The sequence below is a fragment of the Martelella endophytica genome (genome assembly GCF_000960975.1).
GTDB lineage: Bacteria > Pseudomonadota > Alphaproteobacteria > Rhizobiales > Rhizobiaceae > Martelella > Martelella endophytica.
This window is the reverse complement of the sequence record NZ_CP010803.1, coordinates 4,403,465-4,421,213: the sequence shown is the minus strand read 5'-3', so window position 1 is coordinate 4,421,213 and position 17,749 is coordinate 4,403,465. Positions and strand designations below refer to the sequence as shown.

The following is a 17,749-nucleotide window of genomic DNA, read 5'->3' as shown; positions in this document are numbered from 1 at the left end:
GGTTTCACGCTCCTCTCTGATGTGTTCTCTCTTATAATGCCGCCCGCCGCCAGGCTGCGGTGGCGATGCCCATGGCCATCAGCGCGCCGCCGCCGATGCGGGGCAGGATGGCGGTGACCGCGGGGGAGGCGATCTTCTCGCGCAGCTTGTCGGCGGCGAGCGCATAGGAGAGCGTGTTGACGACGGCGAGGCCGACGAAGGTCGCGATCAGGATCGAAAATTGCGGCAGCAGCGGCGCGTCGGGCTTCACGAATTGCGGCACGAAGGCGATGAAGAACACGATCGATTTCGGGTTCAGCGCCGTCACCATCAAGGCATGCAGAAAGACGTGGCGGGGCGAGAGCGTGGCGCTCGAAGCAGGCGGCACGGCATCGCCGACGCCCTTGCTACGGAAAAGCCGGACGCCCAGATAGACGAGGTAGGCGGCGCCGACCCATTTCAGAACCAGAAAGAGTTTTGCAGAGGCGAGCACCAGCGCACCGAGACCCGCGAGGGATGCCGTCATGGCGATGAAATCGCCAAGCGCCACGCCGGCGACCGTCGCCAGCGCAACGCGCCGGCCCTGGCTGATCGCGTAGCTCAGGATCAGAAGCACGGTCGGCCCGGGGATCAGCAGAAGTGCTGTCGATGCGGCGACAAAGGCGAGCCAGATATGCAGGTCCATGATCGTTTCCCTCTCCGTTTTGTCGAGCAAAGACAGAGCCCGGGCGCATTTTCAAGCGGCACTCCGAAAATTCTTGATCTGCAGCCTTGACCTTCCAGTAACTGGAAACCTTACCTCTGTCGTCAGCACAATACCGAAAGGAGAATTGTAATGACCGAGACACTCAAGATCGAAGGCATGGGCTGTGGCGGCTGCGTGTCGACTGTGACCAAGGCGCTTGCCGGCGTGCCGGGCATTTCCGACATCAATGTCAGTCTTGAAAAAGCCGAAGCCCGCTTCGCCCTCAACGCCCCGGCGACGCGCGAGCAGGCGGTAAAGGCGGTCGAGGAATCGGGTTACGACGTCAAGGGGTGAGGACCTCTGGCGGCCGCCGAGCCATCTCGTCTGAAGGACGGTTTGGGAGGGCGAGTGTGTCCCCCCAACAATCTCCCCCAAAAGGGGTAGATCGAAGCTGGTAGCGAAGACGGACCGGCAACTATGTAGCAAGGAACTGGTCATGGAACAGACAGTCACGACAGCAAGAAAGCCAATTCACATCACCCTGCCGGTGACGGGCATGACCTGTGCGTCCTGCGTCCGAAGCGTCGAGAGGGTCGTGGGTCGCGTCGAGGGCGTGGATGCGGTTTCCGTCAATCTCGCCACCGAAACGGCGGACGTGACCCTTGCCGACAGCGGTGCCGCCGGCAATGTGGTCTCGGCGATCGAAAAGGCCGGCTATGGCGTTGCGCTGCAGACCGTCGAGCTTGGTATAGAAGGCATGCATTGCGCTTCCTGCGTCGGCAATGTCGAACGGGCGCTGACTTCGGTTCCAGGTGTGGTCTCTGCGCATGTGAACCTTGCGAGCGAGCGGGCGACGGTTGAGGCCGCGGCCGACTATACGACGCTTGCCGCCGCCGTCGAGGCGGCCGGCTACACACCGCGCCCGATCACCGATGCCGAAGCCGAGACCCATGCCGATATCCGGGCGAAAGAACAGGCGGCGCTGAGGCGCGATTTCATCACCGCGCTGATCTTTACCCTGCCGCTCTTCGTCCTGGAGATGGGCTCGCATCTCATTCCGCCGCTCGGCCACGCGCTGATGCAGACCGTCGGCGCCTTTCCGCTGCATGTTTTCTATTTCGTGCTCGCGACCATCGTCCAGTTCGGACCCGGCCGACGCTTCATTCGCCACGGCGCGGCATCGTTCCGGCGGCTGTCTCCGGATATGAACGCGCTGGTGATGCTCGGTTCGCTCGCGGCCTGGGGCTATTCGACGCTGGCGACCTTCGTGCCGCAGCTCTTCCCGGAAGGCGCCGCGCAGGTCTATTTCGAAAGTGCCGCCGTCATCGTCACGCTGATCCTGCTCGGCCGCTATCTGGAAGCCAAGGCAAAGGGCCGGACGTCGGCGGCGATCACCCACCTGATGGGCCTGCAGCCGAAGACGGCGCGGGTCGAACGCGATGGCGAAACCACCGACATACCGATCGCCGAGGTCCGGCAGGGTGACCGCGTGGTCGTGCGGCCCGGCGAGCGCATCGCCGTGGATGGCGAGATCGTTTCCGGCAGTTCGCATGTCGATGAATCGATGATCTCCGGAGAGCCGCTCGCCGTGAAGAAGGGCGAGGGCGATGCCGTCACCGGCGGCACGATCAACAAGACCGGCTCCTTCACCTTCCGCGCCACGGCCATCGGCGCCGACACCGTTCTCGCGCGCATCGTCAAGATGGTCGAGACCGCGCAGGGTGCCAAGCTGCCGGTGCAGGCGATGGTCGACAAGGTGACGGCGTGGTTCGTCCCTGCGGTGCTCGCCGCTGCCGCGCTGACCTTCCTCATCTGGCTGGTGTTCGGGCCGTCGCCGGCGCTCTCCTTCGCACTCGTGAACGCGGTGGCGGTGATGATCATTGCCTGCCCATGCGCCATGGGGCTCGCGACGCCGACATCGATCATGGTGGGCACCGGACGCGCGGCCGAGACCGGCGTGCTGTTTCGCAATGGCGAGGCGCTGCAGACATTGCGCGACACCAGGATCGTCGCCTTCGACAAGACCGGTACGCTGACCGAAGGCAAGCCGCAGGTGACCGATATCCTGCCGGCAGATGGCTTCTCCGCCGACGAACTCCTGGCTCTTGCCGCCGCCGTCGAGGCCGGTTCGGAGCATCCGCTCGCCGAAGCCGTGGTTACGGCCGCTCGGGAGAAACGACTGGCACCGCAGAAGGCCGAGACGTTCGAGGCCGTACCCGGATACGGCGTGGAGGCCGTTGTCGGTGGCAGGCGTGTCTCGATCGGTGCGGAACGTCTGATGACGCTGCGGGAGATCGATGCCGGACCGCTCGCTGAGGCCGCGCACCGGTTGGCGGAACAGGCCCGATCGCTGCTCTTCATTGCGGTCGATGGCAGGCTCGCCGGGCTCGTCGGCGTGGCCGATCCCGTCAAGCCTTCGGCGAAGGCGGCTATTGCGGCCCTGCATGAGGTCGGCGTCAGGACGGCGATGATCACGGGCGATAATGCCCTGACGGGCCATGCGATCGCCGCCGAAGTCGGCATAGACACCGTGGTGGCGGACGTCCTGCCCGACGGCAAGGTTGCAGCGCTCGAAGAGCTGCGGAAAAGCCACGGCGCCATCGCCTTTGCCGGGGACGGCATCAACGACGCGCCGGCGCTCGCGGCTGCCGATACCGGCATCGCCATCGGTACTGGCACCGACATCGCCATCGAAACGGCGGATGTGGTGCTGATGTCCGGCGATCTTTCCGGCGTGGTCAACGCGATCGCGCTGTCGCGGGCGGTGATGCGCAATATCGCGCAGAACCTGTTCTGGGCCTTCGCCTATAACGTCGTGCTGATTCCGATCGCTGCGGGCGTGCTCTACCCCGTCAATGGCACGCTGCTGTCGCCGATGCTCGCCGCCGCGGCCATGGGCCTTTCGAGCGTCTTCGTGCTGTCGAATGCGCTCCGGCTGAAGCGGTTCCGGAAGGTCGCCTGAGGACTTCCGGAACCGGATTTCCCGGTGCCGGGGACGCGTTTCCGGGACAAATGCGGGTCGGTTGGGCAGGTCTCGCGGAATTGACAGAAAGAAATTCCGCAAATGGCAGGACCGTTTGATTCCGATCAATACAAACCGATTTAAATGCCCCTAGTGATGGTCACGGCGAAAAGGCGCCTTCCTTGCTCGATCTATTAAAAAGGTTCAAATCCGGCTTACGGATGACAAGGCCTCGGAGAGCGGGATATGGTGCGGTCGGACCCAAGACGGCCATCCGCCAGTTTGTTTGAACCGCCGGTCTGAGAAGAGGCCGGACAAGCGCAGGAGAGTCCCATGCCGGCCATCAGCACGACCGAACTTGACCAGCTCGTTGCCCGGACGAAGGCAGCGCAGCAGAAGTTTGCGACCTACACCCAAGAACAGGTTGATTTCATTTTCCGTTCAGCGGCGCTCGCTGCCGCCGACGCCCGCATCCCGCTCGCCCGTATGGCATTTGAAGAGACGGGCATGGGCGTGATGGAGGACAAGGTGGTCAAGAACCACTTTGCCTCGGAATACATCTACAACAAGTACAAGGACGAAAAGACCTGCGGCGTGCTTTCGGAAGAGCCCGAATACGGCATCTTCACCGTCGCCGAGCCCGTTGGCCTGATTTGCGCCATCGTGCCCACCACCAACCCGACCTCGACGGCAATCTTCAAGGCTCTCATCAGCCTGAAGACCCGGAACGGCGTGATCTTCTCGCCGCACCCGCGCGCCAAGCGCTCGACCTGCGAGGCTGCCCGTGTTGTGCTGGAAGCCGCCGTCAAGGCCGGCGCGCCGAAGGACATCATCGGCTGGATCGATGAGCCGACGGTTGAACTGTCGAATGCACTGATGCATCATCCCGACATCAACCTGATCCTCGCTACCGGCGGCCCCGGCATGGTGAAGGCAGCCTATTCGTCGGGCAAGCCGGCCATCGGCGTTGGCGCCGGCAATACGCCGGCCGTCATCGACGAGTTTGCCGACATCAAGCGCGCCGTTGCCTCGATCCTGATGTCGAAGACCTTCGACAACGGCGTGATCTGCGCTTCGGAACAGTCGGTCATCGCGGTCGACAAGGTTTACGACAAGGTTCGTGAACGCTTCATCAGCCATGGTGGCTACGTGCTTTCGGGCAACGAGGCCGGTGCCGTTCGTGACATCATCATGAACAAGAAGGGCACGCTGAACGCCGAAATCGTCGGTCAGTCGGCCGAAAAGATCGCGGCCATGGCCGGCATCACCGTGCCGCCGCGCACCAAGGTGCTGATCGCCGAAGTCGAGGATGTGTCGGAAGAAGAAGTTTTCGCCCACGAAAAGCTGTCGCCGACTTTGGCGATGTACCGCGCCAAGAACTTCGACCAGGCCACCCGCATCGCGGCTGATCTGGTGGCGCTTGGCGGCATCGGTCACACCTCGGTTCTCTACACCGATCAGGACCTGCAGCCCGAACGCGTCAATGCCTTCGGCGAACGGATGAAGACGGCCCGCGTTCTCGTCAACACGCCGGCATCGCAGGGCGGTATCGGCGACCTCTACAACTTCCGCCTGGCGCCGTCGCTGACGCTTGGTTGCGGTTCGTGGGGCGGCAACTCGATCTCGGAGAATGTCGGTCCGCAGCACCTCATCAACAAGAAGACAGTCGCCAAGAGGGCTGAAAACATGCTGTGGCACAAGCTTCCCCCGTCGATCTATTTCCGTCGCGGATCGCTTCCCTTCGCGCTGGAAGAACTGAAGGGCCACAAGCGCTGCCTGATCGTCACCGACCGGTTCCTGTTCGAAAACGGCTATGTGAACGACACGGTTCGCGTGCTGAAGGGCCTCGGCATGGAGGTCGAAACCTTCTTCGACGTTCAGGCTGACCCGACGCTCGCCGTTGTCCGCAAGGGCTGGGAACTGGCTCGCTCGTTCGAGCCGGATATCATCCTGGCACAGGGTGGCGGTTCGCCGATGGACGCGGCCAAGATCATGTGGGTGATGTACGAGCATCCGGAAGTCGAGTTCGCCGATCTGGCACTGCGCTTCATGGATATCCGCAAGCGCATCTACCACTTCCCGAAGCTCGGCGTTAAGGCCAAGTTCGTCGCCGTGCCGACCACGTCGGGTACCGGTTCGGAAGTCACCCCGTTCGCTGTCGTCACCGACGAGAAGACCGGCGTGAAGTATCCGATCGCCGACTACGAACTGACGCCGACCATGGCCATCGTTGATGCCGACCTCGTCATGAACATGCCGAAGTCGCTGACGGCCCACGGTGGTATCGATGCCGTGACCCACGCGCTCGAAGCCTATGTCTCGATCATGGCGAATGAATATTCGGATGGTCAGGCGCTGCAGGCCCTGAAGCTCTTGAAGCAATATCTGCCCTCGGCCTACAAGAACGGCGCTGCCGATCCCAAGGCCCGCGAGCAGGTTCACAACGCGGCAACGATTGCCGGCATCGCCTTCGCCAACGCCTTCCTCGGCGTTTGCCACTCGATGGCGCACAAGATCGGCGCGCAGTTCCACCTGCCGCACGGTCTGTCGAATGCCCTGCTTTTGGCCAATGTGGTCCGCTACAACGCGGTCGACAATCCGACCAAGCAGGCCACCTTCAGCCAGTATGACCGGCCGAAGGCGCTGTGCCGCTATGCTGAAATCGCCCGCCATCTGGACCTTGGCGGCAAGAGTGACGAAGAGTCGGTCGAAAACCTAGTCAAGTGGATCGAAAGCCTCAACAAGGCCTGCGATATCCCCGAATCGATCCAGGCTGCGGGTGTCGGCGAAGCCGACTTCCTCGACCACCTCGACGCGGTTGCCGAAAAGGCCTTCGACGACCAGTGCACCGGCGCTAACCCGCGCTATCCGCTGATCTCGGAAATCCGCCAGGTCCTGCTCGATACCTATTATGGCCGGGCATACCAGGAAGGCGTGGTCCGTGAGGCCGAAGAAAAGAGCTCGGTCGTGCCGCTCGCTGCACGCAAGTAGCCGCGCACACCGACCCTCTGACGAAAAGACGCCGCTCCTTCGGGGGCGGCGTTTGTTTGTTGACAAACCTTTCCTCAAACTCGGCGTCATCCTCGGGCTTGACCCGAGGATCCAGGCAGTGTGGCAAGGGCTCACAATACGTCTTCGACAATTCAATGCGTTAATCCGCCTGGATGCTCGGATCGAGTCCGAGCATGACCCCTGTGGGAAGGTCGGCGGCGGAAGCAACATACGCCATCAGGGGTTGTCAGCAGTATGACGCCGCTCCTTTCGGGCGGCGTTTTGCTATCTTATTTCCCGCTCACAGGCGCGGCGCGCACGCGCTCATCCCAGCTTTGCAGGCCTCAGATACGATGTCGGATTGCCATAAAAGGGCGCGATCCGGGTGATGGCGTGGTCGAGGTTTTCGCGGGTGACGCGCATGGTGGCGCCATTGGCGTGGATGAGGGTCTTCTCGTCTTCCATGATGCCGACATGGCCCTTCCAGAACACCAGGTCGCCGCGCTTCAGGCTACGGCGGTTGACCGGCTCGCCGTCCATCAGTTCCTGCATGTCGGAATCGCGTGGCACGGAGCGTCCCGCCATCAGCATCGCCAGCTGCACCAGGCCTGAGCAGTCGACACCGAAGCCTGAGCGGCCGCCCCAGAGATAGGGCGTTTCGAGAAAGCGCAGCGCCGTCTTGACCGGATCGCGCTCGAATGGGCGGCCGATCGGAAAACAGTGGTCGGCAAAGACGGCGGTGCCATCGGCCGAGACCAGATAGCGGGTCCCGCGCGTCTCCGCCTCGTCGGTGAAAGCGAGGCGGGTGCCCATGGAGAGCGCACAGACCGGGCTCATCTTCAGCTCAGCCTCGGGATAGAGGAAGGTGCGTGGCGCCGCGATGATGTGGGTCGCGGCCGGCTCGCCTTCGGCGATCATCTCTTCCGGCAGATAGCCGACATAGCAATCGAAGCGCGACTGCACCCAGGCCCAGCCATCCCTGCGCTCGAAGATGTCGACAGCCTCGCCGAACAGGAGCTGGGTTTCGACGCCGGCTGCAGGTAGCGGCTTGCCCCTGAGCGGCGCGACCGGAACAATTACCTGTCCGGCAATCGGCTCCGCAAAACGTTCGGCCTTGACGAGGCCGGAAAGGCGTTGATCGGCGAGATCGGGACGGAAGGCATGAAGCCGGCGGTCGAGTTCCATCTTTATCCTTTCGCAAGCGTCTCGAAAATCGCGCGGATTGCCTGCGCTTCGCCGCCTGCCGGGCCGAAGTCGCGGTCGGACGGCGCATGGCCGTAGATATCGAAATGGGCCCAGTTCCTGGCGCGGGTGACGAAGCGCTTCAGGAACAGCGCTGCTGTGATCGAGCCTGCCATGCCGCCGGCGGGCGCGTTGGTCAGGTCGGCGATCCCGGTCTTCAGCTTGGCGTCATAGCCGGCAAAGAGCGGCAGCCGCCAGACGGGATCGAGAACCCGCTCGCCCTCCTGATAGAGCGCGTCGGCAAAGGCATCGCTGGTGGTGAAGAACGGCGCCATGTCGGGGCCGAGCGCGACACGGGCCGCACCCGTCAGCGTCGCCATGTCGATGATCAGGTCCGGCAGGTCTTCGTCCGCATAGGTCAGCGCATCGGCGAGGATGAGGCGGCCCTCGGCGTCGGTATTGTCGATCTGGACCGTCAGGCCCTTGCGCGAACGGTAGATGTCGCCGGGTCGGAAGGCGTTGCCGGCCACCGAATTCTCGACGCTCGGCACGATGACGCGCAGGTCGATGTCCAGCCCGGCATCCATGATCATCATCGCAAGCGCCATGACATTCGCCGCGCCGCCCATGTCCTTCTTCATCAAGAGCATGCCTGCCGCCGGCTTCAGGTCGAGGCCGCCGGTATCGAAGCAGACGCCCTTGCCGACAAGGGTGACGGCGCGGGCGCCCTTGCGGCCCCAGTGCATCTCCATCAGCCGCGGGGCCTTTTCACCGGCGCGTCCGACGGCATGAACCAGCGGGAAGCCGGCCTTCAGCAGCTCATCGCCACGGATGGCCTTGAAGTGGGCGCCATAGTGATTGGCGAGGCTTTCGAATGCCTGTTCCAGATGGTCCGGCTGCATGTCGTTGGTCGGCGTGTTGATCAGATCGCGAGCAAGTGCGACGGCGCCGTAGCCGCGTTCGATCGCCGCGGCGTCGCAGTCTTCGGGAATTGCGACCCGCACTTTGGTCGCCGCCGGCTTCAGGTAGCGGTCAAAGCGATAGTTGCCGGTGGCGAAGGCGAGGAGGGCTGCGGCCTTGTCGCCGGAAAAGTGGGCGAAATGCCAGTCGCCGGCAGGCAGCCGCTTCGACAGCCGTCCGGCGGCGAAGGGATTGGCACCGTTGCCAAGACCGAAAAGGGCGCCGGCAAGCTTGCCGTCGCTGCCCGGACAGAGAACGACTTCGCCCTCGCGGGCCTTGAAGCCCGAGGACAGGGCAAAAGCGCGGAAGCCATCCGGGACGAGATCCGGCCTTTCGAAATCGGCCTCGCTCACCGCGTAAAGTGGGCGGGTTTCGGCATCTGAGGGGGCAAAGGGGGAGGGGGAGTCGGTCAATTTGAAAATCGGCATCGTCTCTGTCTTTCCTGCGGCACACTTTTGCGCCACGAAACTTCCTGTAAGCTCTCAACACATCCGCGTGTGATTCCATACGCCGAACGCGACGATCAGAACAGACGGAGTTCACGGAAAATGGCTCATCTTCACGGCTTTGGTGGAAAAGCTGCCGCCACGCTCGCGCTTGCGGGCCTCATCCTGGCGGGCTGCGCCAGCACACGCGGCAGTTCCGTCGACCGGATCGCCGGCATGACGGCGGAGCAGATCGCGGCGATGCCGCAATCGGAACGGGCCGTGCTGAGCCAGCGGCTCGAAAGTCGCTGGCAGCGCGATCCGCGCGATGTGACGACCGGGGTGACCTATGCGGAATTCCTCACGGCCTATGGGCGCTATGACCGCGCCTATGAGGTGATGAAGCAGGTTGCAGACAACAATCCGAGCTCCGGCGAGGCGCAGCTGAGGCTTTCCGAGGCCGAGGCAGCGCTCGGCTACTATCCCGATGCCCTGCGCTCCGCGCGCACGGCGGAAAGGCTGTTGCCCAACGACTGGCAGGCCTATTCTCAGGAAGGCCTGGTGCTGGATCAGCTTGGCAAGCCGATCGAGGCGCGGATGCGCTACCGGCAGGCACTGACGCTGTCGCGCGACAACCCGGAGGTGCTCTCCAACATGGCGACCTCATATGTGCTGACCCACGATCTGGCACAGGCCGAGAACTATCTGCGGCAGGCGGTCGCCCAAAGGAACGCCAGCCCCGATGTCCGCGTCAACCTTGCGCTCGTGCTGGCCCTGCAGGGTAAGCGCGAAGAGGCACAGCGTGTTGCGATGACCGGGGTGACGCCGGAACAGGCGCGCCAGAATATCGACGCGCTCAACGCCGCGACCGCGCCGGGCGGCGCCTGGCAGCAATATTCCGTCTCGCCGGCCGGCTGAGGCTCCGGCGCGTTAGAATGCCACGGCGAGAAGCACGAGGCCGGCCGTCATGAAGAAGGCGGCGCTGCCGGCAAGCGTCAGTAACAACGCCCAGTTGGCGCGCCGGGGCGGCGCCGCAGAGGGACGCCGAGCTGATGCGTCGGGCCCGACATCGTCCTTCGCATTCTCATCCAGCAGGGGCGATCTGAAGCTCTGCTGCTCGCCTGGAAACGAGGCGTGCGGAGGCGTCTCAACCGGACGGGAAACGAGGACGAAGCGCTCGAGCACGGCTGCAAGGGCATCCGTCTCCAGAACTTCGGTCGCCGCGAGAACGATGTCGTCGCGCATCGCCGCCTGGGCTTGCGGTGATGAGGCGCGCCACACGCTCTCGGCAAGCTCGGCAGCATGGTGAGGTGCGACGCTGTTAAGCGCCGTCATCAATGCCGCGACGCGTTCACCGGCCCTCAGTTGCGAGGCCAGCGCCGCCATGGCCTTGCCCGGCTCATCGACAATCACGTCCATGATGACTTCCGCCGCCTGGGCGCCGCTGACTTCGGAATGAGACCGCACGAAGTCGGCCGCAGCGAGCCCGCAGGTGATCGCGTCGCGGCTGAAGTTGCGCACCAGCAATGCAAGTTCGTTCAGGCCTTCCGGGCCAGACTGTGAGCCGCTCTCGGGGGCCCAGACCGCATCGCGCAGGCATTGAGAGCCAAGGCGCTGGAGGTTGGTCGACATCCGGTTTTACCCTGCAGGTCAAGGTTATAATCTATACGTTACAGCTAACATAGGTTGTATCAGTCTATAGACTTACAGATAAATCAGAACAACCGCAAAATCAGGGCAGATGAGAGGAGGAGGGTTGGCGTCGGAACCCGCCGGCATTGGGCGTGGCGTTGCCCGACTGGTTCGCCGGGCATCAAACGGCCAAGGCTTGGCTAGCCGTTGTCGCCTTCGTCGCCGCCAGCCTTTGATTCATCCTCGGCAACGGGGATGGCGTAGCTGCCGGTCAGCCAGCGCGACAGATCCAGTTCGCGGCAGCGGGCGCTGCAGAAGGGATAGGTGTCGCGGCTGGAGGGACGGCCGCATTCGGGGCACTGGCGAGGCTTGCGCAGGGGTTCGACGCTGGCTTTACTGTTCATTCTTTCCTCCATCCTTCGGCGACCGCATAGCCACGGCCGGCAAGCAGGGATGCCGTCTCGTAGAGCGGCAGGCCGACAACGGCGGGATAGGAGCCGATGATCCGGGTCACGAAGGCAGCAGCCAGACCTTGCACGCCATAGGCGCCGGCCTTTCCGTGCCATTCCTGCGACGCGATATAGGCATCCTCGTCGAGCTTCGAAAGAGGTTTGAACGAAACCCGCGTCTCGACGACGCGCAGACTGTTGCCGGGGCTTCCGGCCGTGATCACGGCCACGCCGGTGTAGACGCGGTGTCCGCGCCCGGAAAGAAGCCGCAGGCAGGTGCGGGCCTCGTCCTCGGTCTCCGCTTTCGGCAGAATACGGCGGCCGACAGCCACGACGGTGTCGGCGGCGAGCACCAGAGCGCCCTGCCAGTCGGCATCACCTGCGACGATTTCGGCTGCCTTCTCGGCCTTCCGGCTTGCGAGCCTGCCCGCAAGCAAACGCGGCGTTTCGCCGGCAAGCGGCGTTTCGTCGATGTCGGCAGGCGCGATCCTGTCGGGCACGATGCCGATCTGGGCCAGGAGGTCGACACGCCGGGGCGATGCGGACGCCAGGATGAGCTTGGTCTTCGCCACGGTGCTACGCCCGGATATGACTTACCGGAAGCGGTAGGTGATACGGCCCTTGGTCAGGTCGTAGGGTGTCATTTCGACGAGAACCTTGTCGCCGGCGAGCACGCGGATGCGGTTCTTGCGCATGCGGCCTGCAGTGTGGGCAATGATCTCGTGCTCGTTTTCGAGCTTGACCCGGAAGGTCGCGTTCGGCAGCAGCTCGACGACGACGCCCGGAAACTCAAGTACTTCTTCTTTAGCCATCTATGTCGTTTCTTTCGTGCATGGGGCGGACCCCAAAACGCCACGATCCGCAATCCCTCATACGCAGGGAGCGGATCAGGCGGTGTTGTTTCAATTCGGCGCAGCGCGCGCTTGCCGCGTCAGGCGCTGCGGAGGATTTGCGGCGGAACCTACACAATAGTTCATCGTTTGTGAACCTTGTTTGCTGCCCTCGCCATTTTTTGTTCGTCTTTGGTTTTTGGTGGCCTATCCGCGCCAGTAAAGCACGCAGAACAGGGTGAAAAGCCGGCGTGCGGTGTTGAAGTCCATTTCGATCTTGCCCTTCAGCCGGTCCTGCAGCGTCTGCGATCCCTCGTTGTGGACGCCGCGGCGGCCCATGTCGATCGCCTCGATCCGGTTCGGCGAGGCGGTCTTGATCGCTTCGTAGTAGCTCTCGCAGATCATGAAATAGTCCTTCACGATTCGACGGAACGGCGTCAGCGACAGAAGGTGGGTCGCCACCTTGTCGCCATTCTCGAGGCTGATGTCGAAAACAAGGCGCTTTTCGGCGATCGACAGCGTCAGCTTGTAAGGCCCGCCGTCGTGGCCGACGGGCTCGAACACATTCTCCTCGAGCAGGTCGAAAATGGCGACGGCGCGCTCATGTTCGACATCGGGCGAGGCGCGGCCGATGCTCTCGTCGAGAACAACATCGCTCAGCCTGAAATCGCCCTTGGCCATCACTATCCCTTGGAATTGAGGCGAATCGCGACCGATTTCGCGTGTGCGCCCAGCCCCTCGCATTCTGCAAGCTCAATTGCGGAAGGCGCAAGCTTATTCAGCTGCTCCGGACCCAGACGAAGGATGGAGGTGCGCTTGACGAAATCGAGCACCGAAAGGCCGGAGGAGAACCGCGCCGAACGGGCCGTCGGCAGCACGTGGTTCGAGCCGCCGACATAATCGCCGATCGCCTCGGGCGTATAGTGTCCGGCAAAGATCGCACCGGCATTGCGGACCTTGGGGATCAGCGCATCGGGATCTGCGACGGCAAGTTCCAGATGCTCCGGCGCGATGCGGTTGGCAAGCGGCATGGCGGCATCGAGGTCCGGCACGGTGATGATGGCGCCGAAATCGCGCCAGCTGGCGCCGGCGATATTGCTCCGGGGCAAGGTCTTCAACTGACGCTCGACGGCCTGGTCAACGGCCTCGCCGAGCGCCGCATCGGTGGTGATCAGGATCGCCTGGGCGGCTTCATCGTGTTCGGCCTGCGCCAGAAGGTCGGCGGCAATCCAGTCCGGATTGTTGTCGCCGTCAGCGATCACCAGCACTTCGGAAGGCCCGGCAATCATGTCGATGCCGACAATACCGAAGACTGCGCGCTTGGCGGCGGCGACATAGGCATTGCCGGGGCCGACGATCTTGGCGACCGGCGCGATGGTTTCTGTGCCATAGGCAAGCGCCGCCACGGCCTGGGCGCCGCCGATGCGGTAGATTTCCGTGATGCCGGCGATCTTTGCTGCGGCCAGCACAGCCGGATTGACCGCGCCCTTCATCGCCGGGACGACCATGACGATGCGCTCCACGCCGGCGACCTTCGCGGGCACGGCGTTCATCAGCACCGAGCTCGGATAGCTCGCCGTGCCGCCCGGAACGTAAAGCCCGACGGCTTCAACCGCCGTCCAGCGGTGGCCAAGGCCGACGCCGATCTCGTCTTCGTAGAAATCGTCCGGCGGCAACTGCCGGGCATGGTGGCTGCGGATGCGCTTTTCGGCGAGCGTCAGCGCTGCGATCACCTTTGGATCAACCTCTGCGACGGCCGCCTCGATGGCATCCTCGCCGATGCGCATCGGCGTTGCCGGATTGGAGAAATCGACGCTGTCGAAACGGGCGGAATAGGCGGCGAGCGCCGCGTCGCCGTTCTTGCGCACATCGGCGATGATACCGTCAACGACTGTGCCGACATCGGTCGACACTTCGCGTTTCATCGAGATCAGTTCCTTGAACGCGCTTTCGAAATCCGCATCCGCCGCATCGAGCCAGAGTGCCATGTTTGCCTCACGAGTATTGCGATAGGTCTTGTTGTTGTTCCGGTTCGTTCAGCGGGGATGGTGCGGCGTGCCGCGTGCTTCCCAGTCGGTCGTGAGGTCGGAGAGCAGGACCTCGATGCATTCGGCATCGGCCACGATCTCGCCGCCGCCGGAAAGCGTGAACACCAGCGAACCTTCCGGCCCGTCGCCCGTCTTTTCAAACTGGATGGCAAGAAGATTGGCCACGGCATCATCGGCGCCGGGCGTGAAGTCGATGCTGCGAACCGCGCTCACCCGCTTGCACACCAGCACCGCCCTGCGGCGGGCGGGCTTGCGGAAGAAGCCGCGCTTTTCCTCCCAGACGAAGCGGTTGCACTGCAGCTCGAGACGCCCGGCAGGCTTCGAGAAGGTCAGGTCCTTCGCCACGAACACGGCATCCTGCATCAGGGCCGAGATGGTGGCGAGGTCCTCTTCTTCGAGCGCCATGAGCTTCAGTGGTTCGGTCGGCATGATTTTCATTCCCGGCGGGTTGGCGTTGCCCTTCGAGATAAGCCGAAGGGCGCCATAGCGCAACCGCCGCCGGGACTGCATTTGCCGGATATCGGCAGGAAAATCGTCCTATTCGGCGATACGCTCGATTTCGGCGCCGCAGCGGGTGAGCTTTTCCTCAAGCCGCTCGAAGCCGCGATCGAGATGATAGACGCGGCCGACCGTGGTCTCGCCCTTGGCGGCAAGGCCGGCAATGACGAGCGACACGGAGGCGCGCAGATCCGTTGCCATCACCGGGGCGCCGTGCAGTTCCTGCGTGCCGGTGATCGTCGCGGTCTGGCCGGAAAGCGCGATCCTCGCCCCGAACCGGGCGAGCTCCTGCACATGCATGAAACGGTTCTCGAAGATCGTCTCGGTGATGTGGGACACACCCTTGGCGCGGGTCATCAGCCCCATGAACTGCGCCTGCAGGTCGGTCGGGAAGCCGGGGAAGGGGGCCGTCGTGATATCGACGGGGCGGATGTCGTCGCCATGGCCGACGATATGAAGGCCGGATTCGGTGGTGGTGATTTCAGCCCCGGCCGCACGCAGCGCTTCGATCGCGCTCGCAAGCAGGGCCTCGTTCGTGTTTTGCAGCGTCACGTCGCCGCCGGTCATGGCAACGGCCATGGCATAGGTGCCGGTCTCGATGCGGTCCGGGAGCACGCTGTGGCGGGCGCCGGAAAGCGAGGTCACGCCCTCGATCGTGATGGTCGATGTGCCGGCGCCCTCGATCTTCGCGCCCATGGCCTTCAGGCAGTTGGCGAGATCGACGACTTCCGGCTCGCGCGCGGCATTCTCGAGCACGGTGGTGCCGCGGGCAAGCGTTGCCGCCATCATCAGTGTGTGGGTGGCGCCGACGGACACCTTGGGGAAGACATAGCGGGCGCCGATGAGGCCGCCCTTTGGTGCCTTGGCCTCGACATAGCCCTGGTCGATATCGATCTCGGCGCCGAGCGCTGCCAGCCCATCGATGAAAAGATCGACCGGACGCGTGCCGATGGCGCAACCGCCCGGCAGCGACACCCGCGCAACGCCCTCGCGCGCCAGAAGCGGGCCGATGACCCAGAACGAGGCGCGCATCTTGCGCACCAGGTCGTAGGAGGCCGTCGTATCGACGATCGTGCGGCAGGTGAAATGGATCGTGCGCGAATAGGCCTCGTCCTGGCGCTCGCGGCGGCCGTTGACCGAAAAATCGACACCGTGATTGCCGAGAATGCGCAGAAGAAGCTCGACGTCGGCCAGATGCGGCACGTTTTCGAGCGTCAGCGTGTCGCTGGTCAGCAATGATGCGATCATCAGCGGCAGTGCCGCGTTCTTGGCGCCGGAAATGGGAATGACACCCTTGAGTGGGTTGCCACCGACGACTCTGATTTTATCCATCCGTAAAACTATCCGGGGGGAGCCCCGGCCTCTCCTTGAAGCTCTGGCGCGTCGCTCTAGACGATTAGCCAGCCATCATCAATGGCAATGGTTGACAAGTCGTTGCGTGCCGACGGTCAAACCAGTCAAAAGTGGCGGCGGCATGGCCTCCGAAGAAGGCGCTGACGAACTGCCGGCCGTCTCAGTCACGAGGCTTCGGCCGTGATGCCGGAAGGCCACTGGTCTCGTCGGCATCGCCCTTGCGGCGGGCACGCGATTGCTGCTTGCGGCGCATCAGGTTTTCGCGCAGCTGCTCGGCGGCACGCGCGCGGCGCTCTTCCGCCGCCCTGGTGTTGCTCTTGCCTTGCTTGTTGCCTTCGCCCGCCATGGCGCCACTCCCGCTCGCCTGTCCGCCAAAAGCGGGGACAGGAAAAAGAATTCGAATTAGCGTCTTGCACTCGAAGCGGAGCTATGGCAATAGGCCGCTTGCCTGCACCGAAGAGGTGCCGGACACGCTTCGCACCGTCGAAGTCGGGCTGCTATAGCTCAGGGGTAGAGCACTCCCTTGGTAAGGGAGAGGCCGAGAGTTCAAATCTCTCTAGCAGCACCATTTTCTTCTCATCGTAATTTTCCGTTTGCCGCAAATCGACCAGCCATTTTGCACCTGAGGATTCAGGCGAACAGGGACACCATTTGCTTCCAAACAGCAACCTAAGCACCAGCACAGGCCGACAGTCGTCAAGCCTTGCATTCCGCGCATAGGGGCAATGCTGAAAAGGGGCTGCCTCGACAACAATCAATCGATTATATCCCGGACAACAGAGATTGACGAGCGTACCTCAAACGAGGCGCCGCAATGGCTCAAGAAAGAGATAGACCGATGAGCATGGCCCGCACCTTTTCGAACTGGATGAAGTTCCGCCGCACCGTTGAAGAACTCGACCGCATGTCGACGCGCGAACTCGCCGACCTTGGCATCAGCCGCGAGGATATCCGCCGCGTTGCCCGCCGGGCGGCCTTCTAAGGTCCAGACTGATAGAATTACCAAATTCGGAGTGGCATTCTCCTCCTCCTCCCAATGCCCTTCGATAGGTCAGCGATACTCCTCCTCCTCCCTTCGCTGACCACCCAAATGACGCTCACCGGATCCTCCTCCCCCGGTGAGCGTTATTTTTTTGCCTGTTTGCCTTCCTGGCAGGCAGATTTTCCCGCCTTTTGCAAAGCCTTGCATTGAGTGCATGGGAACTTTGCTTCTGCCCACCTGCCTCACGGCCTTCGGTCGGGCTATATCTCTCATTGTCAAGACGACGAAAGCGCTGCGGAAGGGCCGCGGTGCTCAAACCTTCTGAAGGAAGGGAGACAGGACAATGGATATGGCACGCAACTTCAGCAACTGGATGAAGTATCGTCAGACGGTCAGCGAACTGAACCGCATGAACGCACGCGAACTGTCCGACCTCGGCATCAATCGCGAAGACATTCGCCGTGTTGCCCGCAAGGCCACCCGCTGAACGGGTATCAGGACAGGGGCCGAAACGGCCCGATGATGCGGCGGCGATGACCCGCGAAAACGCATCGCAACACCTCCCAAACGCCCTCTGTCCGCTGTCGCGGGCAGAGGGTTTTTCTTTGCGCCGCAGGGGGTGCGTGCCCGTCCCGCGTGCAGCGAATTAAAAAATTAGTGTCTTGCTCCGGTCAAAATTGTCGCGTAAACGCGACGCTATCGAATTTGTTGCCGAGTTACGTCCGGACCAAACGCCGGAAACGACCTTCCTATCAAAATCGACGACACTGCAT

18 protein-coding genes and 1 tRNA gene are annotated in these 17,749 nt (G+C 63.1%); 7 read left to right on the top strand and 12 right to left on the bottom strand.

Going from position 1 to position 17,749, the window contains the following annotated elements; translation table 11 throughout:
* Positions 1 to 31: 31 nt before the first annotated feature.
* Positions 32 to 664: a LysE family translocator gene (locus TM49_RS20590; protein ID WP_045685593.1), complete on the bottom strand. Its 633-nt coding sequence runs from the start codon at positions 662 to 664 to the stop codon at positions 32 to 34.
* A 150-nt stretch (positions 665 to 814) separates the two neighbouring features.
* Here TM49_RS20590 and TM49_RS20585 point away from each other — a divergent pair, with 150 nt between their 5' ends.
* From TM49_RS20585 to adhE, 3 genes are all read left to right on the top strand, one after another.
* A complete protein-coding gene (locus TM49_RS20585) occupies positions 815 to 1,018 on the top strand; it encodes a heavy-metal-associated domain-containing protein (protein ID WP_045683974.1) in 204 nt (67 codons plus the stop codon).
* A gap of 142 nt (positions 1,019 to 1,160) precedes the next feature.
* The gene (locus TM49_RS20580; protein WP_045683972.1) at positions 1,161 to 3,626 is read left to right on the top strand and encodes a heavy metal translocating P-type ATPase; all 2,466 of its coding nucleotides are present in this window, start codon (positions 1,161 to 1,163) and stop codon (positions 3,624 to 3,626) included.
* Between the two features lie 333 nt (positions 3,627 to 3,959).
* Positions 3,960 to 6,617: a bifunctional acetaldehyde-CoA/alcohol dehydrogenase gene (adhE, locus tag TM49_RS20575; protein WP_045683971.1), complete on the top strand. Its 2,658-nt coding sequence runs from the start codon at positions 3,960 to 3,962 to the stop codon at positions 6,615 to 6,617.
* Between the two features lie 324 nt (positions 6,618 to 6,941).
* Here the strand turns inward: adhE and TM49_RS20570 are convergent, their stop codons facing one another.
* The gene (locus TM49_RS20570; RefSeq protein ID WP_045683969.1) at positions 6,942 to 7,802 is read right to left on the bottom strand and encodes a C40 family peptidase; all 861 of its coding nucleotides are present in this window, start codon (positions 7,800 to 7,802) and stop codon (positions 6,942 to 6,944) included.
* A 2-nt stretch (positions 7,803 to 7,804) separates the two neighbouring features.
* Positions 7,805 to 9,187 carry a leucyl aminopeptidase family protein gene (locus tag TM49_RS20565; protein WP_045685591.1) on the bottom strand — a complete coding sequence of 461 codons (1,383 nt, stop codon included), beginning with the start codon at positions 9,185 to 9,187 and terminating at the stop codon, positions 7,805 to 7,807.
* A gap of 120 nt (positions 9,188 to 9,307) precedes the next feature.
* Between TM49_RS20565 and TM49_RS20560 the strand changes: the two genes are divergently transcribed.
* A complete protein-coding gene (locus tag TM49_RS20560) occupies positions 9,308 to 10,102 on the top strand; it encodes a tetratricopeptide repeat protein (protein WP_052699971.1) in 795 nt (264 codons plus the stop codon).
* 12 nt (positions 10,103 to 10,114) lie between these two features.
* Here the strand turns inward: TM49_RS20560 and TM49_RS20555 are convergent, their stop codons facing one another.
* The 9 genes from TM49_RS20555 to TM49_RS20515 form a co-directional block, all read right to left on the bottom strand.
* Positions 10,115 to 10,816 carry a hypothetical protein gene (locus tag TM49_RS20555; RefSeq protein ID WP_045683967.1) on the bottom strand — a complete coding sequence of 234 codons (702 nt, stop codon included), beginning with the start codon at positions 10,814 to 10,816 and terminating at the stop codon, positions 10,115 to 10,117.
* Positions 10,817 to 11,016: 200 nt separating this feature from the next.
* Positions 11,017 to 11,220 carry a DNA gyrase inhibitor YacG gene (yacG, locus tag TM49_RS20550; RefSeq protein ID WP_144409633.1) on the bottom strand — a complete coding sequence of 68 codons (204 nt, stop codon included), beginning with the start codon at positions 11,218 to 11,220 and terminating at the stop codon, positions 11,017 to 11,019.
* Positions 11,217 to 11,837: a Maf family nucleotide pyrophosphatase gene (locus TM49_RS20545; protein WP_045683963.1), complete on the bottom strand. Its 621-nt coding sequence runs from the start codon at positions 11,835 to 11,837 to the stop codon at positions 11,217 to 11,219. Before TM49_RS20545 ends, yacG begins: the two co-directional genes overlap by 4 nt.
* A 21-nt stretch (positions 11,838 to 11,858) precedes the next feature.
* A complete protein-coding gene (infA, locus tag TM49_RS20540) occupies positions 11,859 to 12,077 on the bottom strand; it encodes a translation initiation factor IF-1 (protein ID WP_045683961.1) in 219 nt (72 codons plus the stop codon).
* Positions 12,078 to 12,302: 225 nt separating this feature from the next.
* Entirely contained in the window at positions 12,303 to 12,776 is a 474-nt protein-coding gene (locus TM49_RS20535) for a UPF0262 family protein (protein ID WP_045683960.1), read from the bottom strand.
* 2 nt (positions 12,777 to 12,778) lie between these two features.
* Positions 12,779 to 14,083, bottom strand: coding sequence for a histidinol dehydrogenase (gene hisD, locus TM49_RS20530; RefSeq protein ID WP_045683958.1), 1,305 nt, complete (start codon positions 14,081 to 14,083; stop codon positions 12,779 to 12,781).
* Between the two features lie 48 nt (positions 14,084 to 14,131).
* On the bottom strand, positions 14,132 to 14,572 hold the full coding sequence (locus TM49_RS20525; RefSeq protein WP_045685587.1) for a DUF2948 family protein: 441 nt from the start codon (positions 14,570 to 14,572) through the stop codon (positions 14,132 to 14,134).
* 108 nt (positions 14,573 to 14,680) lie between these two features.
* Entirely contained in the window at positions 14,681 to 15,973 is a 1,293-nt protein-coding gene (murA, locus tag TM49_RS20520) for a UDP-N-acetylglucosamine 1-carboxyvinyltransferase (RefSeq protein WP_045683956.1), read from the bottom strand.
* A 181-nt stretch (positions 15,974 to 16,154) separates the two neighbouring features.
* Entirely contained in the window at positions 16,155 to 16,340 is a 186-nt protein-coding gene (locus TM49_RS20515) for a hypothetical protein (protein WP_045683954.1), read from the bottom strand.
* A gap of 147 nt (positions 16,341 to 16,487) precedes the next feature.
* On the opposite strand from TM49_RS20515, the gene TM49_RS20510 reads away from it, so the two are divergent.
* The 3 genes from TM49_RS20510 (at position 16,488) to TM49_RS23225 (ending at position 17,463) form a co-directional block, all read left to right on the top strand.
* Positions 16,488 to 16,562: transfer RNA gene (locus TM49_RS20510), tRNA-Thr, on the top strand.
* A 270-nt stretch (positions 16,563 to 16,832) separates the two neighbouring features.
* Positions 16,833 to 16,976 carry a DUF1127 domain-containing protein gene (locus TM49_RS23230; RefSeq protein WP_082074832.1) on the top strand — a complete coding sequence of 48 codons (144 nt, stop codon included), beginning with the start codon at positions 16,833 to 16,835 and terminating at the stop codon, positions 16,974 to 16,976.
* A 343-nt stretch (positions 16,977 to 17,319) separates the two neighbouring features.
* A complete protein-coding gene (locus TM49_RS23225; RefSeq protein ID WP_082074831.1) occupies positions 17,320 to 17,463 on the top strand; it encodes a DUF1127 domain-containing protein in 144 nt (47 codons plus the stop codon).
* The last annotated feature ends 286 nt before the right edge of the window (positions 17,464 to 17,749 follow it).